The following is a 23,698-nucleotide window of genomic DNA, read 5'->3' on the forward strand; positions in this document are numbered from 1 at the left end:
CTCAGGGACGCGCCACCGCGATCTGCTCGCGCGTCCACGCGATCGAGCGGGTCACCGCCGACTCGGCGCCCTCGGCCTCGATGGCGGGGCCGATCAACTCGACGTCGACGATGCCGGTGTAGCCGGCCCGCAGCACGCTCGCCAACAGACCGGCCATCGGCAGATCACCGTCCCCGGGCACCCACCGGTTCGGGAAGGTCGAGGTGCCGACCCGGAAGTCGGACACCTGCAGCAACTCGACCTGACCGACCCGGTCGCGGATGAGGCCGGTCAGGCCCCGCTCCTGCCAGCAGCAGTAGAGGTCGAGGCAGATGCCGATGCCGCAGAGGTCGGCCAGGGCGAGCGCGTCGCGCGCGGTGTGGGTGAAGCTGAGGTCGCACTTGACCGGCAGGGTGTTCTCCACACCCAGGCGCACCCCGTGCTCGGGGGCGGTGGCCACGACCGGAGCGATCCGCTCGGCGAACCGGCCGGCCGCCTCCTCCCACGTCAGGTGCGCCGAGGGGCCCGAGGTGAGGTAGACGAGGTCGGCCCCGAGCCGACCGGCGTCGACGACGCCGTCCTGCAACGCCGCGACCTGCTGCGCCCAGCCCGACTCGTCGTCCGGGTGGGCGGTGAAGCTGTGCACGAGGTAGCCGAGCCGTACCTCGTGCCGGGCGAACAGGTCTCCGAGAGCCGCCACGCCGAAGGAGGCGGCCTTGCTGCGCTGCAGGCCGACGAGGTCGGTGCCGGTACGCTGGTACATCGCGATCTCCTCGGGAAGGTCCCAGGACATCGCGGCCATTCCGCTGACGCAGACCGGGTTGGTCGTGACGGACATCGGGCTCCTGTCGGCTCGGCGGTCGTCCGGGTGCGGGACGTCGGGTCGGTCTCGGATGGCGGGTCAGTCGAGGTATTCGACGCGCGCCCGGCGCATCCCGAGGGGTGCCAGGTGCGGCAGCAGCCGCGCCGTGACGGCCTCGGCGATGCGCTCCGGGGTCCACGCCGTGTGCCGCAGCACGGGCTCGGCGAGCGCCGGGTGGGTCGTCAGCATGAGTTCGGAACCGTAGGAGCGCAGCACCTGGCCGGTCAGCCCGACGCTGAGGTCGGAGAGCAGGTAGAGCAGCAGCGGCACGTTGGCCTCGGGCGCAATGCCCGCGTTCTGCCCGCTCGGTGCGCCGCGGAACTGCTCGAGCACCTCGGCCATCCGGGTCTGCGCGTTCGGGGAGATCGCGTTGACGCGGATTCCGACGTCGGCGAGTTCGGCCGCCCACGCGTAGGTGAGCGTGGCGATCGCGGCCTTCGTCGCCCCGTACACGGCCGTCTCGGCACGGCCCATCTGCTCGCCCGAGGTGACGTTGACCAGGACCCCGTGACCCTGGGTACGCATCGCCGCGATGGCGGCGTCTCCCCAGGCGACGGCGCCGAGCACGTTTACCTCGAGCATCCGGCGCACCGTGGCCTCGGACTCGGCGCCGGCGCGGGCCATGGCGAAGACGCCGGCGTTGTTGACGAGGCCGTCGAGCCTGCCGTGCTCGGCGAGGCAGTCACGCACGAGGTCGTGGGCACCCGCCCAGTCCGCGACGTCGGCGACCCGGATCGAGCCCTGGCCGTCAGCCGCGGCGAGCTGCCCGCCGAGCCGCTGGAGTCCGTCCGCGTCGACGTCGACGGCGACCACGTGGGCCCCGGCCGCGGCGATGCCGCGCGCGTATGCCGCTCCCAACCCGTTGGCGGCGCCGGTGACGAGGACGACGCGACCGGCGAGCAGGCCGGTAGACCTGGTGGCGGGCGGACGCCCGGACGGGACGGTGGGGACCGGATCGGACATCGGGCAGCCCCTCTCGGCTGATCGGGATCCGCAGCGCGGGCTACCGAACGAGCGCTTGGTTGGCTGGACCATAGGCGTTGCGAGGACCCCGGTCAAGGAGGGCTGCCCTTATCATGCTGAAGGCATCGAAGTGATATAAAGCAAGCGCTTGACCAACACATATGCTCGAGGAACCGGGAGCACCCCCATGTCGACGACCCAGGACCGGCGCTCGGTCATCCTCGACAACGCCGCGCACCTTTTCGCGGCCAAAGGAATCGATGCCACGACCGTCCGCGAGATCGCCGACTCGGTCGGCATCCTCTCGGGCAGCCTCTACCACCACTTCAAGTCCAAGGACGAGATGGTCAACGCGATCATCTCGGACTATCTGACCGACCTGACCTACCGCTACGCCCAGGTGCTGGAGTCCGAGGAGAAGCCGGCGATCCAGTTGCGCAAGCTCGTCACGAGCTCGCTGGCCAACATCGAGGCCCACCCGCACGCGACCGAGATATACCAGAACTCCAGCAACTACCTGCCCAAGATCGACGGCTATGAGCACATCCGCGACGCGGCCACCACGATCCAGCGGGCCTGGATCCAGGTGCTCGAGGCGGGAATCGCCACTGGCGACTTCCGCAACGACATCCCGGTACGCGTGCTGCACGGCATGCTGCGTGACTCGCTGTGGCTCTCGGTCCGCTGGTTCAAGCCGACCCCGTCGTACTCCATGGCGAAATTCGCCGACGACTTCGTCTCGGTGTTCCTCGACGGAATTCTCGCGAGCGACTGAGCGCTCGGACAACCAAGCGCTTGCTAGGGTAGCTTCCGAAGAGGAGGCGCACCCATGACGGCAGCAGGTCACGCCCGGACAGGCCCGGCCCCGATCGACACCACCCGGCACGCCGGGCTCCCGGCGGGGGTCGACGCCTGGCTCGGCCGGGCGGTGCCCGAGTTGCAGGGAAACCTCCGACACGAGGTCATCGCTGGCGGGCGCTCCAACCTGACCTACCGGACCACCGACGCGGCCGGCCACGTCGTCGTGCTGCGCCGTCCACCGCTCGGAAACCACCCGGCCACCGCACACGACGTACTGCGCGAGGCGCGGATCCTGCGCGGTCTGCACGGCCACCTCCCGGTGCCGCGAGTGCTCGCCGTCGAGGAGACGGGCGAGGTGGCCGGCGCCCCTCTCGTCGTACTCGAGCACCTCGACGGCGTGATCCTGCGCAATCCCGCCGACGTCGGGCGGCTCACCACCGAGGCCGACCGCGCGCTCATCGGCCCCACGCTCGTCGACGCTCTCGTGGCCCTGCACCGACTCGCCCCGGAGGTCATCGGGCTGGGGGGTCTGGCCGGTCGCCGTGACTACCTCACCCGGCAGCTCGGGCGCTGGCACGAGAACTGGCGCCGGAGCAGGATCCGCGACCTGCCCGATTTGCAGACCGCGCACGAGCACCTCGTGGCCGCGGCGCCCGAGCAGTCCCGCTCGGGGATCGTGCACGGCGACTTCCGCCTCGACAACTGCATGCTCGACTCTCGATGGCGGGTTCAGGGCGTGCTCGACTGGGAGCTGACCACGATCGGAGACCCGCTGGCCGACGTCGGTCAACTGCTCGTCTACTGGGCGCAGGCCGACGACCCGGCCCGCGCGCTGCATGACCCGGCCACGGTCCTGCCCGGCTTCTCGACCCGGGACGAACTGCTCTCCCGGTACTGCCTCGCCACCGGCACCGACCCGGCGCGGATCGACTACTTCGTCGCCTACAACTGGTGGAAGACCGCGTGCATCGTCGAGGGCGTGTACACCAGGATCGCGCAGGGCGCGATGAGCGGTGGCGACCGCACGGCGGCCTCGTTCGCCGAGCAGTCGGCCGCTGTTGCCGGCCGGGCGGCGGCCCTCGCGGCGGCGCTGCGCCAGCGCTGATCCTCGCCCGACCGCGCACGCACCCGGCGTGGTGGCATGAGCCGGGTGTCGAAGTCCCCGGTCGGCCGGGGACTTCGACACACCTGGTCTAGGAGAGCCGCTCGATGACCATCGCCATGCCCTGGCCACCGGCGGTGCACATCGTCTCGAGACCGAACTGGCCGTCCCGGGCCCGCAGCCCGTTGATGAGCGTCGTCGTCATCCGCGCTCCGGTCTGACCGAACGGGTGGCCCAGGGCGATCGCGCCGCCGTGGACGTTGACCCGCTCGGGGTTGGCCTTGAGGTCCGAGATGGAGGGGACGACCTGAGCGGCGAATGCCTCGTTGAGCTCGACGAGATCGATGTCGGCCATCGAGAGCCCGGCCAGCGCGAGGGCCCGCCTCGACGCCTCGACCGGGCCGAGACCCATGATCTCCGGCGAGATCGCCGAGACACCAGTGGACAGGATCCGGGCCAGCGGCGTCACGCCGAGTTCGGCGGCCTTACGGCTGGACATGATGATGAGGGCGGCCGCGCCGTCGTTGAGCGGGCAGCAGTTGCCCGCGGTCACCGTACCGTCGGGCCGGAAGGCCGGTTTGAGGCCGGACAGCGAGTCGGCCGTCACTCCGGCGCGAGGGCTGTCGTCGGTGGCCACGACGGTGCCGTCGGCGAGGGTCACCGGCGTGATGTCGGTGGCGAAGAAGCCCGACTCGATCGCGGCCTGGGCCCGCTGCTGGCTCGTGGCGGCCCACTCGTCCTGCTCGGCGCGGCTCACACCGCGGTGGCTCGCGACGTTCTCGGCGGTCTCGCCCATCGCGATGTAGACGTCGGGCAGTTCATTCGCGTCGCGTGGGTCGGTCCACGGGCCGGCGCCACCCCGTCCGCGGGCGGCGGTGCGCTCCCCCGCCGCGGCGAAGATCGGGTTCTTCGTGTCCGGCATGCCGTCGGACTTGCCGGCGGCGAAGCGCGAGACGGCCTCGACCCCGGCGGAGACGAGCACGTCCGCCTCACCGGAGCGGATGGCGTGCAGCGCCATCCTGGTCGTCTGCAAGCTGGATGCGCAGTACCGCTGCACTGTCGTCCCGGGGACCCGGTCGAGCCCGAGCTCGACCGCGACGACGCGCCCGAGGCCCCAGCCCTGCTCGCCGGCCGGCTGCGCGCAGCCGAGCATGAGATCGTCGATCTGGGTCGGGTCGAGCGCCGGCACCTGGGCCAGGGCCGCCTGGATCATCTGGGTGGCCAGGTCGTCGGCCCGCATCGAGGCCAACGACCCCTTGAAGGCCCGGCCGATCGGCGAGCGCGCCGCGGCGACGATGACTGCGTCCTGCATGGTGTCCTCCGGTTCTCGGGCTGGCGCCCGTGACGGCGGTGCCGTCGGTGTCAGGTCTGGTCGGGGGGTCGGGCCTGCCGGCGGGCAGGGCACCGGGGCCGGTGCGTCCGCACGAAACGCAACGCCGGGCTCACCTGGTGAGCTTGAACTTCTGGATCTTTCCGCTCGCGGTTCGTGGCAGCGTCGGAACCACTGTGAAGCTGCGCGGGCGCTTGAAGTTGGCCAGCCGCTCCCGGCACCACGCATCGAGCTCGTCGACGAGCGCCGACTCGTCCCCGCTCCAGGCGGGAACGGTCTGCACGAAGGCGCTGCCGACCTCGCCCATCCGCGCGTCCGGGACCCCGACGACTGCGACGTCGAAGACGGCGGGATGTTCGGACAGCACACGCTCGACCTCGGCGGGGTAGACGTTGAAGCCCCCGACCATGTAGACGTCCTTGATCCGGTCGGTGATGCGCAGATAGCCGTCCTCGTCGACCCAGCCGACGTCACCGGTGTGCAGCCAGCCGTCCTCGTCGATGGCCTGCGCCGTGGCGTCCGGGTCCTCGAAGTAGCCCGCCATCACGTTGTAGCCCCGCACGAGCACCTCGCCCGACTCCCCGGCCGGCAGCGCCTGTCCGTCGAGGCCGGCGATTCGCAACTCGGTGCCCGGGATCGCCCGCCCGCAGCTGGTCGAGATCCGCTCGAGGCCGGCGTCGGGCGGGCACACGGTTGCGGTGCCGCACGTCTCGGTCAGGCCGTAGGCGGTGATGACGTCGCGGAAGCCGAGTTCCTCGCGCATCCGGCGCAGCAGCGGCACCGGCACGATCGTGGCGCCGGTGACGGCCAGGCGTACCGAGCTGAGGTCGTACCGGCCGAGTTCGGGGTGTTCGAGCAGGGACGTGTAGACGGTGGGCGCGCCGGGGAAGACCGTGACCCGTTCCTGCTCGATGAGACGCAGCACGGTCTCGACGGCGAACACCGCGACCGGGATGATCGTGGCGCGCATGAGGAGGCAGGCCAGGATGCCGGCCCGGTAGCCGAAGCTGTGGAAGAACGGGTTGACCATGAGATAGCGGTCGCCTCGCCGCAGCCCGACGAGGCGGGCCCACTCCCTGTCGACGCGAAGGTTCGAGGCGTGCGAGACCATCGCGCCCTTGGGGTAGCCGGTGGTGCCCGAGGTGAACAGGATGTCGGCCACGCTCTCCGGGGAAAGGGCGGCGATCCGTTCGTCGACGACCCCGGGCTCGACCTGGTCGGCCAGCGCGGTGAAGGCCGCCAGGGACCACACGCCGTCATCGGTCTGCTCGACGCCGGTGGCGGACAGGTCGACGACGGTACGCACCGAGGGCAGCAGCGGCACCGGGCGGCCGGCGGCCGGCGGCGGCCCGTCGCCGCGCAGCGCGGCCAGGTAGTGGGCGTCCAGGAAGGCGTCGTCGAGGACGACCATCGTGGCCCGGACCTTGGCGATGACGGACCGCGCCTCCGCACCGCGGAAGCGGGTGTTGACGGGGCACAGCACGCCCCCCGCCGCCAGCACGCCGAGGGCGCTGACGACCCAGTCGGCGCTGTTCGGGGCCCAGACGATGACGCGGTCCCCTGGCTCGAGACCGTGCGCGACAGCGGCCCGCGCGAACCTGTTGACGGCGGCGTCGAGCTCGGCGAAGGTCATCCGCACGTCCCCGTCAACGAGCGCCTCGACTTCGGCGGCGTCCTGCGCGGCCTGCCGCAGCAGGGCGGGGATCGTGGTCAACACGTCACTCACGCACATCTCCTCACGCGGAGCCGGTCACTTGTCGGAAACGAAGCACAGACTACCAACCAAGCGCTTGCTAGACTAGCGTTGGCGACGGCGGCGACCAGCGTCAGCGAGCCACGCCGACTCAACCGATCCGACCTCCGGCACCGACCGGTGAGGCATGTGAAGGAAGGAAACCCGGTGGCAGAGGCATACATCGTGGACGCCGTCCGCACCCCCGTCACGCGACGCGGCGGCGCGCTCGCCGACATCCACTCCGCCGACCTGGGCGCCGCCGCGCTCACCAGCCTCATGAGTTCCTCGGGGGTCGATCCCGACGCCGTCGAGGACGTCGTGTTCGGCTGCGTCGACACCATCGGCTCCCAGGCCGGGGACATCGCCCGCACCGCCTGGCTCGCCGCCGGGCTCCCGCAGCACGTACCCGGCGTCACAGTGGACCGGCAGTGCGGCTCGAGCCAACAGGCGGTGCACTTCGCAGCCCAGGCCGTCATGGCCGGAGTCAACGACGTCGTCGTCGCCGGGGGCGTGCAGAACATGAGCGCCATCCCCATCTCGGCCGCGATGCTCACCGGTCAGCAGTACGGCTTCTCCGACCCCTTCTCCGGGTCCGTCGGCTGGCGCAAGCGCTACGGCGACGAGCAGATCTCGCAGTTCCGCTCAGCCGAGATGATCGCCGAGAAGTGGGGCGTGAGCCGGAAGGACATGGAGCGCTTCGCCCTGCGTAGCCACGAGCGGGCCCTGCGGGCCATCGCCGAGGGCCGCTTCAGCCGCGAGATCCGCGCCGTCGGCGAGGTCGACACCGACACCTGTCCGCGCGCCGACACGAGCCTGGAGAAGATGGCCGGCCTCGACCCGCTGACCCCGGGCGGCCGGGTCACCGCCGCCGTGGCGAGCCAGATCTGCGACGGCGCGGCGGCGCTGCTCGTCATGAGCGAGCGGGCAGTGGCCGAGCACGGGGTGACCCCGCGCGCCCGGATCCACCACCTGTCGGTACGCGCCGACGACCCGGTGCTGATGCTCACCGCCCCGATCCCCGCCACCGCCCACGCGCTCGAGCGCACCGGGCTGTCGATCGACGACATCGATCTGTTCGAGATCAACGAGGCGTTCGCCTCGGTCGTGCTCGCCTGGCTCAAGGAGACGAGGGCCGACCCGGAGCGGGTCAACGTCAACGGCGGCGCGATCGCCCTGGGCCACCCGCTCGGCGCCACCGGCGCCCGGCTGATGACCACCCTGTTGCACGAGCTCGAGCGCACCGGCGGCCGCTACGGCCTGCAGGTGATGTGTGAGGGCGGCGGCCAGGCCAACGTCACGATCATCGAGAGGCTCTGATGACCCACTCCCCCACGACGCCCGGCGGCGTCGACCTGACCGGCCAGGTCGCCGTCGTCACCGGAGGCACCCGTGGTATCGGCGCCGAGATCACCCGCGCCTTCCTCAAGGCCGGGGCGCGGGTGCTCGTGTGCGGCCGCAGCGAGCCCGAGCAACTGCCCGAGATTGACGGACGCACCCCCGTCTTCGTCCAGTCGGACGTCCGCGATCCGGAGCAGGCCAAAGCCCTCGTCGCCGCGGCGGTGGACCGGTTCGGCCAGCTCGACATCCTGGTCAACAACGCCGGTGGCGCACCGAGCGCCGACACCGCCACGGTGTCTCCCCGCTTCGTCTCGGCGGTCGTCACGCTCAACCTGCTCGCCCCGTTCTACGTCGCGCAGCAGGCCAACGAGGTCATGCAGCGTCAGGGCAGCGGGACAATCATCAACATCGGCTCGGTCGCCGGAGCCAACCCGGCCCCGGACACCGCCGCGTACGCCGCGGCCAAGGCGGGCCTGACGATGCTGACCCGGTGCCTCGGGCTTGACTTCGCACCCGCCGTACGGGTCAACCAGGTGACTGTGGGGCTCGTACAGACCGAGCTCTCGCATCTCTACTACGGCGACGAGGCGGGGCAGGATCGTGTGGCGCGGACGATCCCCATGGGTCGGATGGCCACCCCGGCCGACATCGCCGCGGCCTGCCTGTTGCTCGTCTCGCCGCTGTCCGGTTACGTCACCGGCACGGAGATCGTCATCGACGGTGGTGGGGAGATCCCGTCGCGGCATCTGGCCGCCCAGCCGCCCGGCACCGGTCCGCTCGGCTGAGCGCCGCGGCGCACGTACGACGGAGGGCCGCACCGGTTCGGTGCGGCCCTCCGTCCCTGCCTGCCGTGGAGTTCGGCGGCTCGCTCAGAGGCCGGCGAGCGCTGCCACCTCGGCGCGAACCGCCGTCGGAGAACCGGCCAGCAGCTGGGCCGACTTTCCGCGCTTGAAGAACAGGTGCGCGTGGTGCTCGAAGGTGAACCCGATACCGCCGTGCAACTGGATCGCCTCGGCCGCGACGGTCATCAGCGTGTCGGCGCACACGAGCTTGGCCAGTGCCGCGTCGTGCGAGCGGGTGGCGGCACCGGTGCGTAGCGTCGTGACGAGGTGGTCGGCAGTGGCCCGCGCTCCGGCGACCGCGACGGCGAGGTCGGCGCAGCGGTGCTTGAGTGCCTGGAACGACCCGATCGGGCGGCCGAACTGCTCCCGGACCTTGAGGTAGTCGACGGTGATGTCGAGGCAGGCGCGGGCGGCGGCCGCCGATTCCAGCGCGAGCATGGCGCGTACGTGATCCAGCAGCACCCGGGCACCCTCGGCGCCGGGGGCGTCGACCCGGCTGGCGGCGGCCCCGCGCAGGTGCACGGTGCTCAGCCGCCGGGTCTGGTCGAGCGTCATGTGCGTCCGCACGTCCACCCCGTCGGCGGCCCGGTCCACGGCGTAGACGCCGAGCTCACCACCGGGGTTCCGGGCGGTGACGAGAACGACCCGGGCGGCTTCGGCCCCGGCGACGAGCGTCTTCGTCCCGGTCAGCGCCCACTCGTCCCCGGCGCCGGTGGCCCGGGTGGCGGTCTGTTCGAGATCCCAGCCCGCGCCGTCCTCGGCGAGCGCAACGGCCAGGGTCAGCTGCTCGTCCACGACGCGTGCCAGCAGAGGCTCGGCGCTCGGGCCGAGGGCGCGGGCGGCGAGGATCGCGGTGAGGCTCGTCGCGAGCGCGCCCGGCACGAGCCGGGCCCCGAGCTCCTCGATGACGGCTGTCGCGGCGGGCACGTCGAGGCCGAGCCCGCCGAGGTGCTCCGGTACGACGAGGCCGAGCAGGCCCAGCTCGGCCGTGAGCAACTCGTGCAGCAGCGGGTCGTAGCCCTTCTCCCCGACCATGACCTCGTGGGTTCGGCGCAGGTCGGCCTGCCCGTCGAGCACCTCGGCCACGGAGGCACGGATCTGGGCGAGATCCTCGGCCGCCTCCGTGTGCGACGTCTCGGCCACGGCACGAGGGTCGGCGTGCGATCCGGTCATCGTCTCCACCTCATCGGGGCAGGCCGAGCAGGCGCTCGGCGATGATGTTGCGCTGGATCTCGTTGGAGCCGCCGTAGATCGTGTTGGCGCGGCTGAAGAGGAAGTGGGTCTGGGCGTCGTCCAGCTCGTACCCGGGCCCGGTGAGCAGCGCCCCGGCCCCCTCGACGTCGACCGCGAGCTCACCCAGCGAACGGTTCCACGTGGCCCACTGGAGCTTGGAGATCGACGCCTCCAGCCCGGACAGCCCCTCACCGGCGGACGCGAGCAGCCGCACCGCCGAGTGCCGCATCACCTCAAGCCCGATGTAGGCGTCGACGAGGCGGTCACGCAGCGCCGGCTCCTGCCAGGCGCCGTTGGAGTGGGCCCGGGCGATGACGGCGTCGAGGCGCCGGCGGAAGCCGATCTGCTGGCCGAGGGTGGACACGCCGCGCTCGAAGCCCAGGGTGCCCATGGCGACCTTCCAGCCCTCGCCCTCGGCGCCGACGCGGTGCTCGACGGCAGCGACCGCCTCGTCGAAGAAGACCTCGTTGAACTCGCTCGTGCCGGTCAGCTGGGTGATCGGGCGCACCGTCACGCCGGGCTGATTCATCGGCACCAGCAGGTAGGAAAGCCCCGCGTGGCGGGTCGAGCCGGGATCGGTGCGGCACAGCACGAAGCACCAGTCGGCCAGGTGCGCGAGCGAGGTCCACACCTTCTGCCCGCTGATGACGTAGTGGTCGCCCCGGCGCTCGGCGCGGGTGCGCACCCCGGCGAGGTCCGAGCCCGCGCCGGGCTCGGAGTAGCCCTGGCACCAGATGTCCTCGCCGCTGGTGATGCGGGGCAGGAAGCGCGCCTTCTGCTCCGGCGTGCCGAATGCGAGCAGGGTCGGGCCGAGCAGCTGCTCGGACATGTGCCCGAGCCGGCCGGGTGCGCCGGCGCGGGCGTACTCCTCGTGAAAGATGACCTGCTGGGCGAGGGTCGCGGGGCGACCGCCGTACTCGGTGGGCCAGGAGAGGCCGATCCAGCCGGCCCGGCCCAGGTGGCGCTCCCACTCGCGGCGCAGCTCGTGCGCCTCGTGCTCGCGTCCCTCGCCGCCGGTGCCGACCGCCTCGGCGAACGGCCCGGTGAGGGCCTCCTGGAGCCAGCCGCGGATCTCGGCCCGGAACTGCTCGTCGCTCACCGGCGCACCGGTGGCCCGTGCTGCGTCAGCACCCATGTCAGGCACCGTAGACGGGGGTCGGCGGCTCGGAGCGGGCGATGAGGTCGGCGACCACGTCGGTGAGCTCCTCCGGCTCCCACCGCGCGCCCTTGCTGGCGGCCGCCCCGTGGCGCCAGCCGTCGGCGAGCGATACCTCGCCGCCGGCGACCTCGAAGACGGCGCCGCTGACGGCCTGCGCGGCGTCGGAGCCGAGCCAGACCACGAGCGGGGAGACGTTGGCCGGGTCCATCGCGTCGAAGCCCGTCTCGGGGGCGGCCATCGCCTCGGCGAAGACGCCCTCGGTCATCGGGGTACGGGCCGAGGGGGCGATCGCGTTGACGACGATGCCGTAGCGGGCCCACTCGGCGGCGGCGATCTGGGTCAGGGCGGCGATCCCGGCCTTGGCGGCGCCGTAGTTGCCCTGTCCGACGCTGCCCATGAGCCCTGCGCCGGAGGAGGTGTTGACGACGCGCGCGGCGATCCGGCGGCCGGCCTTGGCCGCGTCCCGCCAGTAGGCGGCGGCGTGGCGCATCGGGACGAAGTGTCCCTTGAGGTCGACCCGCAGGACGAGGTCCCACTCCTGCTCGCTCATGTTGACCAGCATCCGGTCGCGGTTGATGCCGGCGTTGTTGACGAGGGTGTGCAGCCCGCCGAAGGTCTCGACCGTCTCGCGTACGAGCCGCTCACCGTAGGCCCAGTCGCTGACGTCACCGGTGCTGACGACCGCGTGACCGCCCAGTGCGCGGATCTCGTCGACGACGGCCTGGGCCGCCTCCCGGCTGCTCTCGATGTCGTTGACGACGACCTCGGCGCCCTGCCGGGCGAACTCGAGGGCGTGGACCCGGCCCAGCCCCTGTCCGGCTCCGGTCACGATCACCGTTCGTCCTGCGCAGAAGCCGCTCACGGCACGCCCTTTCACTCGAGGTACGGGAAGAAAACCACACCCGACACTAGCGATGCAAGCAAGCGCTTGGTAGGGTCCCGGAAACGACAGAAGGATGGCGAAAGACGTGAAAATGTTCTCGGCCCTGCAATTCCGAGACTTCCGCTTCGTACTCCTGACCCTGGTCTTGTCCCAGGCCGGCTACTGGGGCTGCAACATCGCCTTCCAGTCGGTGCTCATCGAGAGCGACGCCACCCCGGCGACGATGGGGGCGCTCTTCTTCTGCCTGCTCGTGCCGTTCACGCTCTTCTCCATCCCGGCCGGGGTGCTGGCCGACGCCGTCGACCGGCGCCGCCTGCAGATCGGCGTGCTCCTGGCGACCACCGTCCTGGCCGGAGTCTGTGCGGCGACGATCGCGGCCAGCATCGTCGCCCTGCCCGTGATGCTCGGGCTCGCCTTCCTCGCCGGCACCGGAATCAGCTTCCTGTCCCCCGTGACCCAGGCACTCGTGGCCAACACCGTCCCGGCCGAGGCGCTCGGCCACGCCGTACCGATCCAGGCTGCCGGGCTCAACCTCGCCCGCTCGATCGGCCCCGCGGTCGCCGGGCTGATCCTCGTGGCCTGGGGACCGCTGGGCACGTTCGTGATGTACGCGACGCTCACTCTCGCCGCGGCCGCCGCCGCGTTAGCGGTCCGCACCCGGCGCATCCCGCCGGCCGTCCGGGTGGCCCGGGAGAGCCTGGCCACCCAGGTACGCGCCGGGATCCGGCACGCCCGCGAGCGTCCCCCGGCCGCGCTCTGCCTCGTCATCGTCGCGGTCAACGCGTTCTTCGGGTGCGCCTTCACCACCCAGCTCCCCGTCCGGGCGGCCGCGACCACTGACAACCCGGACCCGGTCTTCCCCGTGCTCGTGGCGCTGACCGGGCTGGGCTCGCTCCTCGGGATCCTCGTCGTGGCCCGCCTCTCCGAGCGCATCGCCACCGTGTGGCACGCCGCTGTCACCCTCGTTCTGCTCGGCCTGAGCAACGCCCTGCTCGGCGCCGCCACGACGGTGCCCGTGCTCGCGGCGGCCGCGCTGCTGTGCGGCACGTTCAGCATCGGCGCCATGGTGACCCTGCAGACGGTGGTCCAGAAGGTCGTCGACGACGCGCAGCGCGGCCGGGTGATGAGCCTCTACTTCCTCGGCTGGGGTGGCATGCCGTTCGGCGCCCTCCTGCTCGGCGGGCTGAGCACGTGGCTCGGCTCCACGACCGCGTTCCTGCTGTACGCCGCCGCATGCCTGGCCACGGCCGCCACCGTGCTCCTGTGGTTGCGCCGCGGACGCGCCGACCCCCTCCCCGCGACCTGACCTCCCCCGGCCCTCCCACCTCCTCAGGAGTTGTCGTGACCGACCAGTCCTCCCCGACCGCGCCCACGGCGCCACTGCCCGTGCCCGCCGACTTCGTCCACCGCGCCGGTGTCGCGCTCGTCACCGGCGGCACCGGCGGCCTCGGCCGGATCATCGCCCGCGAACTGGCGCGCCGGGGGTCCGCGGTGGCGATCACCTACCGCAGCGACGCCGACGCCGCCCGGCAGGTGCTCGACGAACTGCCGTCCGTCGCGTCCGGCACGCACTCGGCGCACCACCTCGATCTCACCGACGCCGAGGCCACCGCCGCGCTCGTGGCGGACCTCACCGGAAGCCGCGGACCGCTGCACACGATCGTGCACGCGGCCGGGCCGCACGTGCCGATGCGGCACCTGTCCACAGTGCGTCCCGAGCAGTTCGCCACGCAGGTCGCAAACGACACGACGGCCTTCTTCACGCTGGTCTCGGCCTGCCTTTCGGCGCTGCGTCAGAGCCGTGGCAACGTCGTGGCGATCACGACCGCGGCGACGACGCGCTATCCCGCCCGGGACGGCCTCTCCGCCGCGCCGAAGGCGGCGGTCGAGGCGCTCGTACGGGCCTTCGCCAACGAGGAGGGCCGCTTCGGCATCCGGTTCAACTGCGTCGGGCCGGGCATGCTCACCGACGGGATGGCCGAGCGGCTGATCTCCTCGGGGGACCTCGACGAACGCGCCCTGGCCGTCGCCCGCTCCTCGACTCCGCTGCGGCGGTTCGGCAGCGCCCTCGACATCGCCGAGGCCGCCTGCTTCCTGGCCAGCGACCGGGCCGGCTTCATCACCGGGCAGAAGCTCGACGTCGACGGAGGCTTCGGTGTCTGAACCGTCGCGGTCCCTCCCGGCCGAGCTGGACGCGCTGCTCGCCGAGCGGGCCGTCGAGCGGGCCCTGCTGCGCTACGCGCGCGGGATCGACCGGATGGACCGGGACCTGGCCGCGAGCGCCTTCCACCCGGACGCCCGGATCACCCTCGGCGGGACCACTGCCGAACGGGACACGACGCTGGACATGGTCTTCGCGCTCGTGGCGCGGCGCACCATGACGATGCACTACCTGACGAACATCCTGGTCGAACTCGACCCGGCCGACCCGGACCGCGCCCGGGCCGAGACGTACGGCATCGCGTTCCAGCGCAGCACGTCCGAGCCGCCACGCGGCAACATCATCAGCGGATTCCGCTACGTCGACCTCGTCACCCGGCGCGCGGGCGAGTGGCGGGTGCAGGAACGTCTCACCGTCTCGGAGTGGCAACGGGTCGACGACCTCGCCGGCCAGTGGCCGATCCCCGAGGCGTCGCTGCGGGGAGCCCGCGACGCCTCCGACCCGATCAACCGCCCGTGGCCGCCCGACGGCCCGGCTGCGGGCGGGCCGGACCCGGACAGCGATCCCGGGCACTCTCATGAGTGACCCGCGGACTCCGGCACACGAGGCGCACGAGGCGGGCGACCGGAACCCGGCGGCCGACACCGGTGCGCCACGGCTCGGCTTCCGCACGGGCGACGTCGTCGTCGTGACCGGGGCCGGCAGCGGGATCGGAGCGGCGACCGCGGCGGCCGCCGCGGCCCAGGGGCTCGTGGTGTCCGCGTGGGACCTCGACGCCGCGGCCCTCACGGCGGTGAGCGCCGCCGTCCGCGCGACGGGCGGGGTGGTCGACCCCCACGTGGTCGACGTCGCCGACGCCTCGGCCGTGCGCACGGCCCTCGCCAGGGCCCGCTCGGCGTACGGGCCGGTGCGCCACCTCGTCAACAACGCCGGCCCGTCCTCGGCGACCGAGCTCGACTTCGACCACGCCGTGCGGCTGTGTGTCGGCAGCGTGCGGTCGGTGACCCAGGTCTGGCTCGAACAGGCCCCGCCCGGGGCGACCCTCGTGAACACCGCCTCGGTCGCCGGCACCGTCGTGGGCACCGCCTCGGACTGGTACAGCGCGGCGAAGGCCGCGATCGTCGGCTACACCCGGCACCTGGCCGCGCACCGGGCCGACGCCGTACGGGCCAACGCGGTCGCCCCCGGCATGGTGGACACTCCGAGGCTGCAGGGCTTCGCCGGGTCCCCGACGGGGCAGTCCGTGCTGGCCCGGGTGCCGAGCCACCGGATGGCCACGCCGGACGAGATCGCCTGGCCGATCCTCTTCCTGCTCTCGCCGCTGGCCTCGTACGTCAACGGGGCGTTGCTCGTCGTCGACGGCGGGTGGACCGTCACGCAGTGAGCGCGGGCGGTCAGCTCCGGTCGGGGCCCGGCTCGCCGAGCATCGCCCGCGTCGCGCCATGGTTGCCGGCGACGAGGGCGGCCCGGTCCGGGCCGGAGCGCCGCGCGGCGACCTCGGCCTGCTGGCGCACCACGTGCACCGGGCCGGAGCCCAGGGCCGTCAGCCCCTGGGCGGCGACGTCGGCCGGGTCGGCCGCGCCGGTCAGGTCGAGGCCGGCACGCGCCATGGCGGGGGTGGCCGTGAGCCCCAGCACCAGGTGCAGCACGTCGACACCGACCTGCCCCAGCTCGAGCCACAGGCCCTCGGTGAAGATCCGGGTGAAGGCCTTGGCGGCGGCGTAGACGCCGATGTCGGCGTGGCCGAGGTAGCCGGCCGAGGAGCCGACGACGAGGATGCCGCCGCGGCCGCGTGCGGCGAACCGGGCGCCGAACTCCCGGCAGAGCTCCAGCGGGCGGGTGATGTTGAGATCGATGACGGCCTGGACCCGGGCGAGGTCCGCCTCGACGAAGCGGCTACGGTAGGTGTTCGCGCCGGCGTTGAGGACGAGCAGGCCGAGGTCGACGTCGGCGACGGCCTCGACGATCCGGGCGGTCGCGTCGGCGTCGAGCAGGTCCAGGGCGAGCACGCGGCACGGGACCCCGTGCGCCCGGACCCGGTCGGCGGCCTCCCCGAGGGGCACCGGCTTGCGGGCGACGAGCACGACGCCGAGGCCGGCCCGGGCCAGCTGCTCGGCGAACGCGGCGCCGACCCCCTCGGAACCGCCGACGACCAGGGCCCAGGGCCCGTAGCGCTCGACCATGCCGGTCCCGCCCATGGCCTCGCTCATGCCCCGCTGTCCGTCACCGTGGCGGGCTCGTCGAACCAGTCCCACTCCCAGGGTGTGATGGTGGCCAGGGGCCCGGTGAACAGCGGAGTGGCCGTGCCGGCGAGCGCCGCTGGCGGGGCCGCCGGCGGATCCGCGGCCAGCGCCCGCGCGAACTCGACCGGGTCGGCTTCGAGGTAGGTGAGCCGGATCCGCACGACGGGTCCGTCGGGACGGCTGCGGCTCGGGGCGCTGCGGAAGGTCCACACACCGGCGACGCCGTCGCGCGCGAGCAGGTCGGGCACCTGGGTCTCGTGCTCGAACCGGGACAGGTCGGCCACGTCCGGACGCAGGGACGTCTCGACCCGGCTCACCTCGACGTACACCCCGCGGTGGGGCCGGAACGGCAACGCGGCGAGGGTGACGAGGGCCCGGGGGGCGACGTGGCCCTGGACGGGCCGGAACATCCGGGTCATCGGCCGTTCGGTCCAGGCCAGCTCCGGACGCCGGCCCTGGTGGATCGCCCGGTCGCCGAGGTCCGTCCACTCGGAGACCGCGTCCGCGGCCGGCTCGGCGAACCAGTACATCGCCATGTACTGGCTGCCGGCGAGGGCGGGATCGGGGTAGCTGCCGAGCCGCTCGCACGCGGGGGTACGCACCCAGCGGTCGCCGTGCACGACGCCGGGCAGGGCGAGGTTCTCGGGGCGGTGGTCGAGTTGATGCCACGCGTTGTAGTCGCGGTGGCGGGCGGGGTCGGTCACCTTCGGGAACGAGAAGAAGGCTCGGGTGGCTGTCGCTGGGGTGCTCGGGAGCATCTCGGCCCTTCTCGCGGGTCGGGGCGCTGGTGACGCACGATCGGTCCGGTGTCGCCGCCGGGCGCGGCCGGTGTTCTGGCTCTTGACCCTAGGGCAGCGCCCCTCATATGGTCAAGCAAGCGCTTGGTTGACACCGTTGTCCGCAAGAGGAGCCCCATGACCGGCAGTGACGCGGATTTCCGCGCCCGACTCGACGCTCTGATCGGCCTCACCGACCCGCCACGCCGGGCCAAGGACGCGATCACCGAAGCAGCCATCCGCATCTGGTGCGACGCCGTCGGCGACGAGAACCCCGCGTACCAGGACCCCCAGTGGGCCGCCGGCTCCGTCTGGGGCGGCATCGTGGCCCCGGCGACCTCGCTGAACATGTGGACCCTGCCGGGCAACAGGCGTCGTCACCGCCACGCCGAGAGCCTCGACCGGGTCAACGAGGTGCTCGCCACGCGCGGGTTCACCTCGGTGGCCGCGGTGCAGACGGAGCACACCTACGTACGCCCGCTGCGCCCCGGCGACCACCTGGAGCAGTTCCCCTCCATCGGCGCGGTCTCCCCCGAGAAGTCCACCCGGCTCGGCCGGGGCCACTTCGTCGACCTCGTCAGCGACTACCGCACCGTCGAGGGCGAGCCGGTCGGGCGCGTCGTCCTGCGGATGCTGCGCTGGAACCCGGCGACCCGGACCGAGGTCCCGGCGACGCCCGGGGACCGCCTCGCCCGCCCCGTCCGCCCGGTCGCCGCCGCCCCGATCGACCTGCCGCCCGCCGGCACCACCGGCACCCTGACCGCGCATCTGCAACCCGGCTACGCCGCCGACCCTCTCGACGAGCGGCCCTACCTCGTCGGCAGCGCCGAACTCGCCGACGGGACCCGCTTCAGCGCAGATGTCGCGTACCTGCGCCCCGACCTCGTGCACGACGGCATGCCGGTCGTCGTGGCGCACCGACGCACCCGCGACGGCCAGATCCTGCCGGTGCTCACCGCCCCCCGGCCCGAACGCCGCACGAGCACCCGCACCGCGGCCGAGGTGAGCGTCGGGCAACGCCTCGCCCCCTGGCCGGTCCCCGTCACCCAGCTGTCCATCGCGGCGCTGGCGACCGCGACCTTCGACTTCAACGACGTGCACCTCGACCGCGACGCGGCCCACGAACGAGGCGCCCGTGACGTCTACATGAACATCCTCGGCTCCAGTGCCCTGGTCAACTGCTACCTCACCGACTGGGCCGGACCGGAGGCTCGCGTCGTCGACTTCCGCACCCGCCTCGCCGCGCAGAACCACCCCGGTGACACCTGCACGCTCGACGGCGTCGTCACCGGCCTGCAGCCGGCGGACGGGGGCACGCACGTCACCGTCGACGTCCGCGGCACCAACAGCCTCGGCGACCACGTCATCGCCTCCGCCACCATCGCCCTGCCCTGAGAGGAATCGCGTGCTCGCCAGCTACGTCGTCGACTCCGGCTCGCCCGACAGCCTGCGCCTCGGCCAACTGAAGGACCCGACGCCCGGCCCCGGTCACGTGCTCGTGCGGGTCCAGGCAGCCAGCCTGGACCGGGTCGACACCTACATCCGTCGCGGCACCCACGGGATGGCGGTCACCGGCCCGACGATCCTCGGCCGGGACGTCGCCGGCACCGTCGTGCGGACCGGTCCCGGCGTCACCGGATTCGCCGACGGCGACGCGGTCGTCGGCCTGACCACCGGCACCCACGCCGAGTACGCCGTCGTCCCGGCCACGCACTGCTTCCCGCGACCGGCCGCGCTCGACGCCGTCCACGCCGCGGCGGTGCCCACCGCCGGACGCACCGCCTACGACGCGGTCGTCAACCTCGCCGGCGTACGCCCCGGCGACCGGGTCCTCGTCGTCGCCGCCGCGGGCGCCGTCGGCACCTTCGCCGTCCAGTACGCCCACCACCTGGGCGCGCGCGTCTTCGGCACCAGCGCCCCGGCGAAGGCCGACGCGGTACGCGCCCTCGGCGCTCTCGACGTCGTGGACCACTACCGCCCCGATGTCGTGGAGTCCCTGCGTGCCGTCCTGCCCGGCGGCGAGGTGGACGTCATCGTCGAGTCGGTCGGCGGCACCCTCTGGTCCGACGTGCTCAAGGTCCTCGCCCCCGGCGGTCGGCTGGTCACCTGCGGCGTCACCGCCGACAGCCACGCCCACCTGCACCTGGGTCGCCTCATGGTCAAGGGCTGGACGCTGCGCGGCATCGGCCGGCCCGGGCCCGGGGCGGTGGCCGGCCAGCTACGCGAGGCGCTCACCCTCTCGGCCGTCACCGCCGCCCCCGCGATCGCCGCGACGTACCCGCTCGAGCAGGCCACTGTCGCGCACGACCGGCTGGAGGCGTCCGAGTTCGTCGGGCGGATCGTCCTCACCACGGGCTGAGCCGCTCAAGCGAGCGGCTCCCCCGAGACGGCGCTCAGGACGACGAGCGGGATCTGCCGGCCGAAGCCCGCCGCCCGTTCGGCGTAGCGTCCCACGTTCGGCTTGCGCGCCACGACGTGCGCGAACAGCTCCGGATCGCGCTCGCCGTCGGTCACCCGCGCCCGCACCGGGACCGTCCTGCGCCGCAGGACGATCCAGCAGAGTTCGTGATGACGCGCGTTGACCACCCAGGCCGGGTCCTTGGGGCCGCCGCCCTTGGAGCCGACGACCACCAGATCCTTCCCGTACGGCACGTAGGGCAGCGCCGCGTCGCGCAGCTCCCCGGAACGACGGCCCACAGTCGTCAGCAGCAGCGTGGGGTGGTACGGAAACCTGCCCGCCAGCGCGTACTGCAACGACACGAGCGAGAACCCGGTCCGTCGCACGAGAAACCGGTCGAACGCCATCCCGCGCGGCCCGCGGATGACGATCAGCCACGACCGACCGTACGAGGCGAACGACCTCGTGTCCGCGCCGATCCGGTCCCGTCGGCTCATCGCGCCCGCGCCAGCAGCGGTGACAGCGTCTCGGCGACGTCGGCGACCTCGTCGATGCCGCGAACCACCTCGACGAGGCGCTCCTGCGCGCCCGCGTCGAGGATCCCGTCGCAGAACGAGGCCAGCTTGGCGGCCACGAAGTCCCAGTCCGCCCGCGTCGTGTCGTCCCACGGGTCGCCCTGGGCGAAGTCCGACTCGACGACGTACTCCCGGCCACCGGCCCGGATCGTCAGCGCGCCGCGCGTCCGGCGGATCTGGCCGCCCGGGTGTTCCCTGAGGTCGGCCTCCCACTCCGCGTCGAGCACCGGGTCGGGCGCCGTGGTGATCCGGCGCGCCAGGTCCCACACCGCCGGGTCGGCCAGCCGCTCCGGGTCGTACCACTGCGGACCCGGGGCGTGCCCGAGCAACGCCAGCGCCGCGGCGTACGGCATGTTGAAGGCGCCGTCCAGCGGCGCGACGACGGTGTCCGGGATCCGCGGGGCCGGCTCCCGGAACTGCAACGTCCGGTAGGCCGCCGGGCTGAGCCGGATCTCCATGGACTCGATCTGCGACACCGGCACCCCGTGGGTGCTCGGGAACGCGCGGATCGCGTCGAGCGCCGCGTGGGTGAAACGGCACGTCGGGTACGGCTTGAGCGACGTCTCGCTGATCCACCACTTCGATCCCAGGCCGGCGACCATCTCGTGCCGCTCGCCGCCGAGGAAGCCCATCGCCTCGATGAAGCCCGGGGTGCGGTCCAGCACGTCCAGGTCGCCGGTGTAGCCCTCCTCGGCCAGCGCCGCGCCGAGCATCCCGGCGTGCGCGATCGCGCCGTACGGGCCGTACTTGAACGCGTTGAACGAGCGCCGCTCGGCCATGTAGGAGTTCTTCGCCGGCGGGGCCAGCCAGGCCACCAGGCCGAGCGCGTGGGCCAGCCGCTCCGGCTCCCAGCTGCCGACGACAGCGCACGCCGCGGCCGCGCCCATCGAGGCGTACCCGTGCGACGACAGCGGCGACCAGCGGAACTGGCCGTCCTCGAAGGCCATGAGCGAGGTCGACAGGTTCAGCCGCGCGTTGATCTCGAAGGCGATGATGCTCGCGCGCAGCAGGCTCGCCCCGTCGGCGTGCAGCCGCTCGGCCTCCGCCAGCCCGGCCGCGACGCCGAACACCGCGAAGTGCGCCGAGTTGAAGAAGGTGTCGTCCGCGTCCAGCGCGTTCATCATGTCCGCGTTGGCGTGCGCGGCGTTGATCGCCGCGACCCGCTGCCCCAGCCCGAAGACCGTCGCCTCGGCCGGGCCGCCGAACCGGGCGGCGACCTGCTGGACCATGCGGCTGCGCCGCAGCCGCACCGCAGCCAGCCCGCAGACGAGCGAGTCGAGCAGGACGAGCTTGCCGTAGTCACGTACCGAGTCGGGGATCTCCTCGTCGCGCGTCGTCGCGAACTGCGCCAGCAGCTGCGTCCGGGTCGGTCCCGTCGTACCGGTCACCGCTCAGCCCACCTTTCCCGGCGCGACGAGCCGGTTGCCGTGCGCGTCGCGCGGCAGCGGCACGGGGATCGCCGCGAGCAGCTTCTTCGTGTACTCCTGCCGCGGGTTGGCGAAGATCTGGTCGGTCGTGTCCGTCTCCACGACCTCACCGGAGGCCATCACCATGACCCGGTCGGCGATGACCTCGACGAGAGCCAGGTCGTGACAGACGAACAGGTACGCCAGGCCCAGCTCCTCCTGCAGGTCCCGGAGCAGGTTGAGCACCTGCGCCCGCACCGACACGTCAAGCGCCGCGACCGGCTCGTCGCACACGATGAGGCTCGGCTTCATCGTCAGCGCCCGGGCGATCGCGACGCGCTGCAGCTGACCGCCGGACAGCTCGGCCGGATAGCGCTCCAGGTAGCGCGAACCGATGCCGACCTTGTCGAGCAGCTCGACGGCCTCCTTCTCCCGCGTGGCCCGGCCCTTGTCGGTGTGCACGAGGAGCGGCTCGGCGACCGCGTCCTTGATCGTCATCCGCGGGTCGAGCGAGCTGTACGGGTCCTGGAAGATCATCTGCATCCGCTGGCGCAGCGCGCGCAGCTGCTTCGGCTTCGTGGCCAGCACGTCGATCCCGTCGAAGGTCACCGAGCCGGAGTTCGGCTCGATGAGGCGCAGCACCATGCGCCCGACAGTCGACTTGCCCGCGCCGGACTCGCCGACGACCGCGAGGCACTCACCGCGCTCCAGGGTGAAGCTCACCCCCTTGACGGCGTGCACCGTTTTCGTACGCCGGCCGAGCCAGTCCCGACCGGAACTGAACGACTTCGTGAGGTTCTCGACTTCGAGCAGGCTCATCAGACCGTCACTCCATCCAGGGAGAGCTCCGCGGCCCGCACGCACCGCGCGTGGTGCTCGGCGGGGCCGTCGAGCCGGACCAGGCCGGGGTGGGCCACGTCGCACCGCCCCGGCACGGCGAACTCGCACCGGCTGGTGAACCGGCACCCGTGCGGCCAGGCGCCCGGGGCCGGGATGCCACCGGGGATCGCGCGCAGCCGCCGGTCGGTGCTCAGGCCCGGCTTCGGGATCGAGCCGATCAGGCCGGACGTGTAGGGGTGCCGCGGGTTGAAGAACAGCTGCTCCGAGGGCGCGTTCTCGGCCACCTCGCCGGCGTACATGACCACGACCTCCCGGCACAGCTCGGCCACCACCGCGAGGTCGTGGCTGACGAACAGAAGCGCCACCCCGGTCTGCTCCTGCAGGTCGCGCAGCAGCTCGAGGATCCGTTCCTGCACCGTCACGTCGAGTGCCGTCGTCGGCTCGTCGGCGATGAGCAGGCGCGGGTTGCACGCCATGACCATCGCGATCATGACGCGCTGGCACATGCCGCCGGAGAACGCGTGCGGGTAGTCGTCGACCCGCTGCGCCGCCCGTGGGATCTGCACCATCTCGAGCATCTCGACGGCGCGGGCCCGGGCCTGCCGGCGGCTCATGCCCAGGTGCTTGCGCACCGACTCCGCGATCTGGTCCCCGACTGTGTATGCCGGGTTCAGGCTGCGGATCGGCTGCTGGAAGATCATGCCCATGCCCGGCCCGCGCAGGTCCCGCCACTGCTTCTGGGTGCCCGCGGTGAGGTCAACGCCGTCGAAGACGATCCGGCCCGAGGCGATCCGCCCTCCGGTCGCCCCGGTCAGGCCCATCACCGCGATGGAGGTCACCGTCTTGCCCGACCCGGACTCGCCGACCAGGGCCATCGACCCGCCCGGCTTGAGCGAGAACGAGACGTCCTGGACTGTCGTCTGCCACCCACCCGAGGGCGAGGGGAACTCGACGTTGAGGTTCTCCACGCGCAGCAGGTCCGCCGCACCGCCGGTGGCGTCGGTCCTGGTGCCGGCCGTCCCGCCGGACGCCGTTTCACGTGCCATGTCAGCTCCTGGTGGTTGCCGGGCGG

Annotated in this window: 23 protein-coding genes; 10 read left to right on the forward strand and 13 right to left on the reverse strand. The window is 72.6% G+C overall.

The window, feature by feature from the left end; translation table 11 throughout:
* Nucleotide 1 precedes the first annotated feature (1 nt).
* Nucleotides 2–817, reverse strand: coding sequence for a sugar phosphate isomerase/epimerase family protein (locus AMK25_RS29100; RefSeq protein WP_073831567.1), 816 nt, complete (start codon nt 815–817; stop codon nt 2–4).
* A 63-nt stretch (nt 818–880) separates the two neighbouring features.
* On the reverse strand, nt 881–1,804 hold the full coding sequence (locus tag AMK25_RS29105; protein ID WP_073831568.1) for an SDR family NAD(P)-dependent oxidoreductase: 924 nt from the start codon (nt 1,802–1,804) through the stop codon (nt 881–883).
* Nucleotides 1,805–1,991: 187 nt separating this feature from the next.
* Between AMK25_RS29105 and AMK25_RS29110 the strand changes: the two genes are divergently transcribed.
* The gene (locus AMK25_RS29110) at nt 1,992–2,579 is read left to right on the forward strand and encodes a TetR/AcrR family transcriptional regulator (protein ID WP_073831569.1); all 588 of its coding nucleotides are present in this window, start codon (nt 1,992–1,994) and stop codon (nt 2,577–2,579) included.
* A gap of 54 nt (nt 2,580–2,633) precedes the next feature.
* Nucleotides 2,634–3,710: a phosphotransferase family protein gene (locus AMK25_RS29115; protein WP_073831570.1), complete on the forward strand. Its 1,077-nt coding sequence runs from the start codon at nt 2,634–2,636 to the stop codon at nt 3,708–3,710.
* An 88-nt stretch (nt 3,711–3,798) separates the two neighbouring features.
* Here the strand turns inward: AMK25_RS29115 and AMK25_RS29120 are convergent, their stop codons facing one another.
* On the reverse strand, nt 3,799–5,019 hold the full coding sequence (locus AMK25_RS29120; RefSeq protein ID WP_073831571.1) for an acetyl-CoA C-acetyltransferase: 1,221 nt from the start codon (nt 5,017–5,019) through the stop codon (nt 3,799–3,801).
* Between the two features lie 130 nt (nt 5,020–5,149).
* A complete protein-coding gene (locus AMK25_RS29125) occupies nt 5,150–6,754 on the reverse strand; it encodes a FadD3 family acyl-CoA ligase (RefSeq protein ID WP_198937708.1) in 1,605 nt (534 codons plus the stop codon).
* A 183-nt stretch (nt 6,755–6,937) separates the two neighbouring features.
* On the opposite strand from AMK25_RS29125, the gene AMK25_RS29130 reads away from it, so the two are divergent.
* Both AMK25_RS29130 and AMK25_RS29135 read left to right on the forward strand, forming a co-directional pair.
* On the forward strand, nt 6,938–8,089 hold the full coding sequence (locus tag AMK25_RS29130; RefSeq protein ID WP_073831573.1) for an acetyl-CoA C-acetyltransferase: 1,152 nt from the start codon (nt 6,938–6,940) through the stop codon (nt 8,087–8,089).
* On the forward strand, nt 8,089–8,895 hold the full coding sequence (locus tag AMK25_RS29135; RefSeq protein WP_073831574.1) for an SDR family oxidoreductase: 807 nt from the start codon (nt 8,089–8,091) through the stop codon (nt 8,893–8,895). Before AMK25_RS29130 ends, AMK25_RS29135 begins: the two co-directional genes overlap by 1 nt.
* Nucleotides 8,896–8,979: 84 nt before the next feature.
* On the opposite strand, the gene AMK25_RS29140 is transcribed toward AMK25_RS29135, so the two are convergent.
* Genes AMK25_RS29140 through AMK25_RS29150 form a run of 3 tightly spaced genes read right to left on the reverse strand, consistent with a single transcriptional unit; the run spans nt 8,980 to nt 12,221 of the window.
* Nucleotides 8,980–10,125, reverse strand: a complete 1,146-nt coding sequence (locus AMK25_RS29140) for an acyl-CoA dehydrogenase family protein (protein WP_143194804.1) — start codon at nt 10,123–10,125, stop codon at nt 8,980–8,982.
* 10 nt (nt 10,126–10,135) lie between these two features.
* Complete coding sequence (locus tag AMK25_RS29145; RefSeq protein WP_198937709.1) at nt 10,136–11,284, reverse strand: acyl-CoA dehydrogenase family protein; 1,149 nt, start codon at nt 11,282–11,284, stop codon at nt 10,136–10,138.
* A 37-nt stretch (nt 11,285–11,321) separates the two neighbouring features.
* The gene (locus tag AMK25_RS29150; RefSeq protein ID WP_338013384.1) at nt 11,322–12,221 is read right to left on the reverse strand and encodes an SDR family oxidoreductase; all 900 of its coding nucleotides are present in this window, start codon (nt 12,219–12,221) and stop codon (nt 11,322–11,324) included.
* A 97-nt stretch (nt 12,222–12,318) separates the two neighbouring features.
* Here AMK25_RS29150 and AMK25_RS29155 point away from each other — a divergent pair, with 97 nt between their 5' ends.
* Genes AMK25_RS29155 through AMK25_RS29170 form a run of 4 tightly spaced genes read left to right on the forward strand, consistent with a single transcriptional unit; the run spans nt 12,319 to nt 15,772 of the window.
* The gene (locus AMK25_RS29155; protein WP_073831577.1) at nt 12,319–13,533 is read left to right on the forward strand and encodes an MFS transporter; all 1,215 of its coding nucleotides are present in this window, start codon (nt 12,319–12,321) and stop codon (nt 13,531–13,533) included.
* Nucleotides 13,534–13,568: 35 nt separating this feature from the next.
* The gene (locus AMK25_RS29160) at nt 13,569–14,390 is read left to right on the forward strand and encodes an SDR family NAD(P)-dependent oxidoreductase (protein ID WP_198937701.1); all 822 of its coding nucleotides are present in this window, start codon (nt 13,569–13,571) and stop codon (nt 14,388–14,390) included.
* Nucleotides 14,383–14,973 (forward strand): nuclear transport factor 2 family protein, encoded by a 591-nt coding sequence (locus AMK25_RS29165; protein WP_073831578.1) that lies wholly within the window; start codon nt 14,383–14,385, stop codon nt 14,971–14,973. The genes AMK25_RS29160 and AMK25_RS29165 overlap by 8 nt, the downstream gene beginning before the upstream one ends.
* Nucleotides 14,966–15,772: an SDR family NAD(P)-dependent oxidoreductase gene (locus AMK25_RS29170; protein ID WP_083664853.1), complete on the forward strand. Its 807-nt coding sequence runs from the start codon at nt 14,966–14,968 to the stop codon at nt 15,770–15,772. The genes AMK25_RS29165 and AMK25_RS29170 overlap by 8 nt, the downstream gene beginning before the upstream one ends.
* Before the next feature lie 10 nt (nt 15,773–15,782).
* Here the strand turns inward: AMK25_RS29170 and AMK25_RS29175 are convergent, their stop codons facing one another.
* Nucleotides 15,783–16,598, reverse strand: coding sequence for an SDR family NAD(P)-dependent oxidoreductase (locus AMK25_RS29175; RefSeq protein ID WP_198937702.1), 816 nt, complete (start codon nt 16,596–16,598; stop codon nt 15,783–15,785).
* On the reverse strand, nt 16,595–17,389 hold the full coding sequence (locus AMK25_RS29180) for a hypothetical protein (RefSeq protein ID WP_073831579.1): 795 nt from the start codon (nt 17,387–17,389) through the stop codon (nt 16,595–16,597). The genes AMK25_RS29175 and AMK25_RS29180 overlap by 4 nt, the downstream gene beginning before the upstream one ends.
* Nucleotides 17,390–17,545: 156 nt before the next feature.
* On the opposite strand from AMK25_RS29180, the gene AMK25_RS31670 reads away from it, so the two are divergent.
* On the forward strand, nt 17,546–18,802 hold the full coding sequence (locus AMK25_RS31670; RefSeq protein WP_083664854.1) for an FAS1-like dehydratase domain-containing protein: 1,257 nt from the start codon (nt 17,546–17,548) through the stop codon (nt 18,800–18,802).
* A 10-nt stretch (nt 18,803–18,812) separates the two neighbouring features.
* Nucleotides 18,813–19,766 (forward strand): quinone oxidoreductase family protein, encoded by a 954-nt coding sequence (locus AMK25_RS33010; protein WP_073831580.1) that lies wholly within the window; start codon nt 18,813–18,815, stop codon nt 19,764–19,766.
* Nucleotides 19,767–19,771: 5 nt separating this feature from the next.
* Here AMK25_RS33010 and AMK25_RS29200 read toward each other — a convergent pair whose 3' ends face one another.
* The 4 genes from AMK25_RS29200 to AMK25_RS29215 are packed head-to-tail and all read right to left on the reverse strand — an operon-like array spanning nt 19,772 to nt 23,672.
* Nucleotides 19,772–20,302 carry a nitroreductase/quinone reductase family protein gene (locus AMK25_RS29200; protein ID WP_073831581.1) on the reverse strand — a complete coding sequence of 177 codons (531 nt, stop codon included), beginning with the start codon at nt 20,300–20,302 and terminating at the stop codon, nt 19,772–19,774.
* Nucleotides 20,299–21,768, reverse strand: coding sequence for an MmgE/PrpD family protein (locus AMK25_RS29205; RefSeq protein WP_073831582.1), 1,470 nt, complete (start codon nt 21,766–21,768; stop codon nt 20,299–20,301). Before AMK25_RS29205 ends, AMK25_RS29200 begins: the two co-directional genes overlap by 4 nt.
* Nucleotides 21,769–21,771: 3 nt before the next feature.
* The gene (locus tag AMK25_RS29210; protein ID WP_073831583.1) at nt 21,772–22,605 is read right to left on the reverse strand and encodes an ATP-binding cassette domain-containing protein; all 834 of its coding nucleotides are present in this window, start codon (nt 22,603–22,605) and stop codon (nt 21,772–21,774) included.
* Nucleotides 22,605–23,672 carry an ABC transporter ATP-binding protein gene (locus tag AMK25_RS29215; RefSeq protein ID WP_083664855.1) on the reverse strand — a complete coding sequence of 356 codons (1,068 nt, stop codon included), beginning with the start codon at nt 23,670–23,672 and terminating at the stop codon, nt 22,605–22,607. The genes AMK25_RS29210 and AMK25_RS29215 overlap by 1 nt, the downstream gene beginning before the upstream one ends.
* Between the last annotated feature and the right edge of the window lie 26 nt (nt 23,673–23,698).

Origin of the sequence: Micromonospora sp. TSRI0369, from assembly GCF_001905625.1 — a bacterium.
GTDB lineage: Bacteria > Actinomycetota > Actinomycetes > Mycobacteriales > Micromonosporaceae > Micromonospora > Micromonospora echinospora_A.

Coding starts and splice junctions, on each gene's coding strand:
- AMK25_RS29110 (WP_073831569.1), top strand. CDS start 1,992: ATGTCGACGACCCAGGACCGGCGCTCGGTCATCCTCGACAACGCCGCG.
- AMK25_RS29155 (WP_073831577.1), top strand. CDS start 12,319: ATGTTCTCGGCCCTGCAATTCCGAGACTTCCGCTTCGTACTCCTGACC.
- AMK25_RS29135 (WP_073831574.1), top strand. CDS start 8,089: ATGACCCACTCCCCCACGACGCCCGGCGGCGTCGACCTGACCGGCCAG.
- AMK25_RS29120 (WP_073831571.1), bottom strand. CDS start 5,019: ATGCAGGACGCAGTCATCGTCGCCGCGGCGCGCTCGCCGATCGGCCGG.
- AMK25_RS31670 (WP_083664854.1), top strand. CDS start 17,546: ATGACCGGCAGTGACGCGGATTTCCGCGCCCGACTCGACGCTCTGATC.
- AMK25_RS29115 (WP_073831570.1), top strand. CDS start 2,634: ATGACGGCAGCAGGTCACGCCCGGACAGGCCCGGCCCCGATCGACACC.
- AMK25_RS29180 (WP_073831579.1), bottom strand. CDS start 17,389: ATGCTCCCGAGCACCCCAGCGACAGCCACCCGAGCCTTCTTCTCGTTC.
- AMK25_RS29200 (WP_073831581.1), bottom strand. CDS start 20,302: ATGAGCCGACGGGACCGGATCGGCGCGGACACGAGGTCGTTCGCCTCG.
- AMK25_RS29210 (WP_073831583.1), bottom strand. CDS start 22,605: ATGAGCCTGCTCGAAGTCGAGAACCTCACGAAGTCGTTCAGTTCCGGT.
- AMK25_RS29170 (WP_083664853.1), top strand. CDS start 14,966: ATGAGTGACCCGCGGACTCCGGCACACGAGGCGCACGAGGCGGGCGAC.
- AMK25_RS29100 (WP_073831567.1), bottom strand. CDS start 817: ATGTCCGTCACGACCAACCCGGTCTGCGTCAGCGGAATGGCCGCGATG.
- AMK25_RS29175 (WP_198937702.1), bottom strand. CDS start 16,598: ATGAGCGAGGCCATGGGCGGGACCGGCATGGTCGAGCGCTACGGGCCC.
- AMK25_RS29140 (WP_143194804.1), bottom strand. CDS start 10,125: ATGACCGGATCGCACGCCGACCCTCGTGCCGTGGCCGAGACGTCGCAC.
- AMK25_RS29215 (WP_083664855.1), bottom strand. CDS start 23,672: ATGGCACGTGAAACGGCGTCCGGCGGGACGGCCGGCACCAGGACCGAC.
- AMK25_RS29105 (WP_073831568.1), bottom strand. CDS start 1,804: ATGTCCGATCCGGTCCCCACCGTCCCGTCCGGGCGTCCGCCCGCCACC.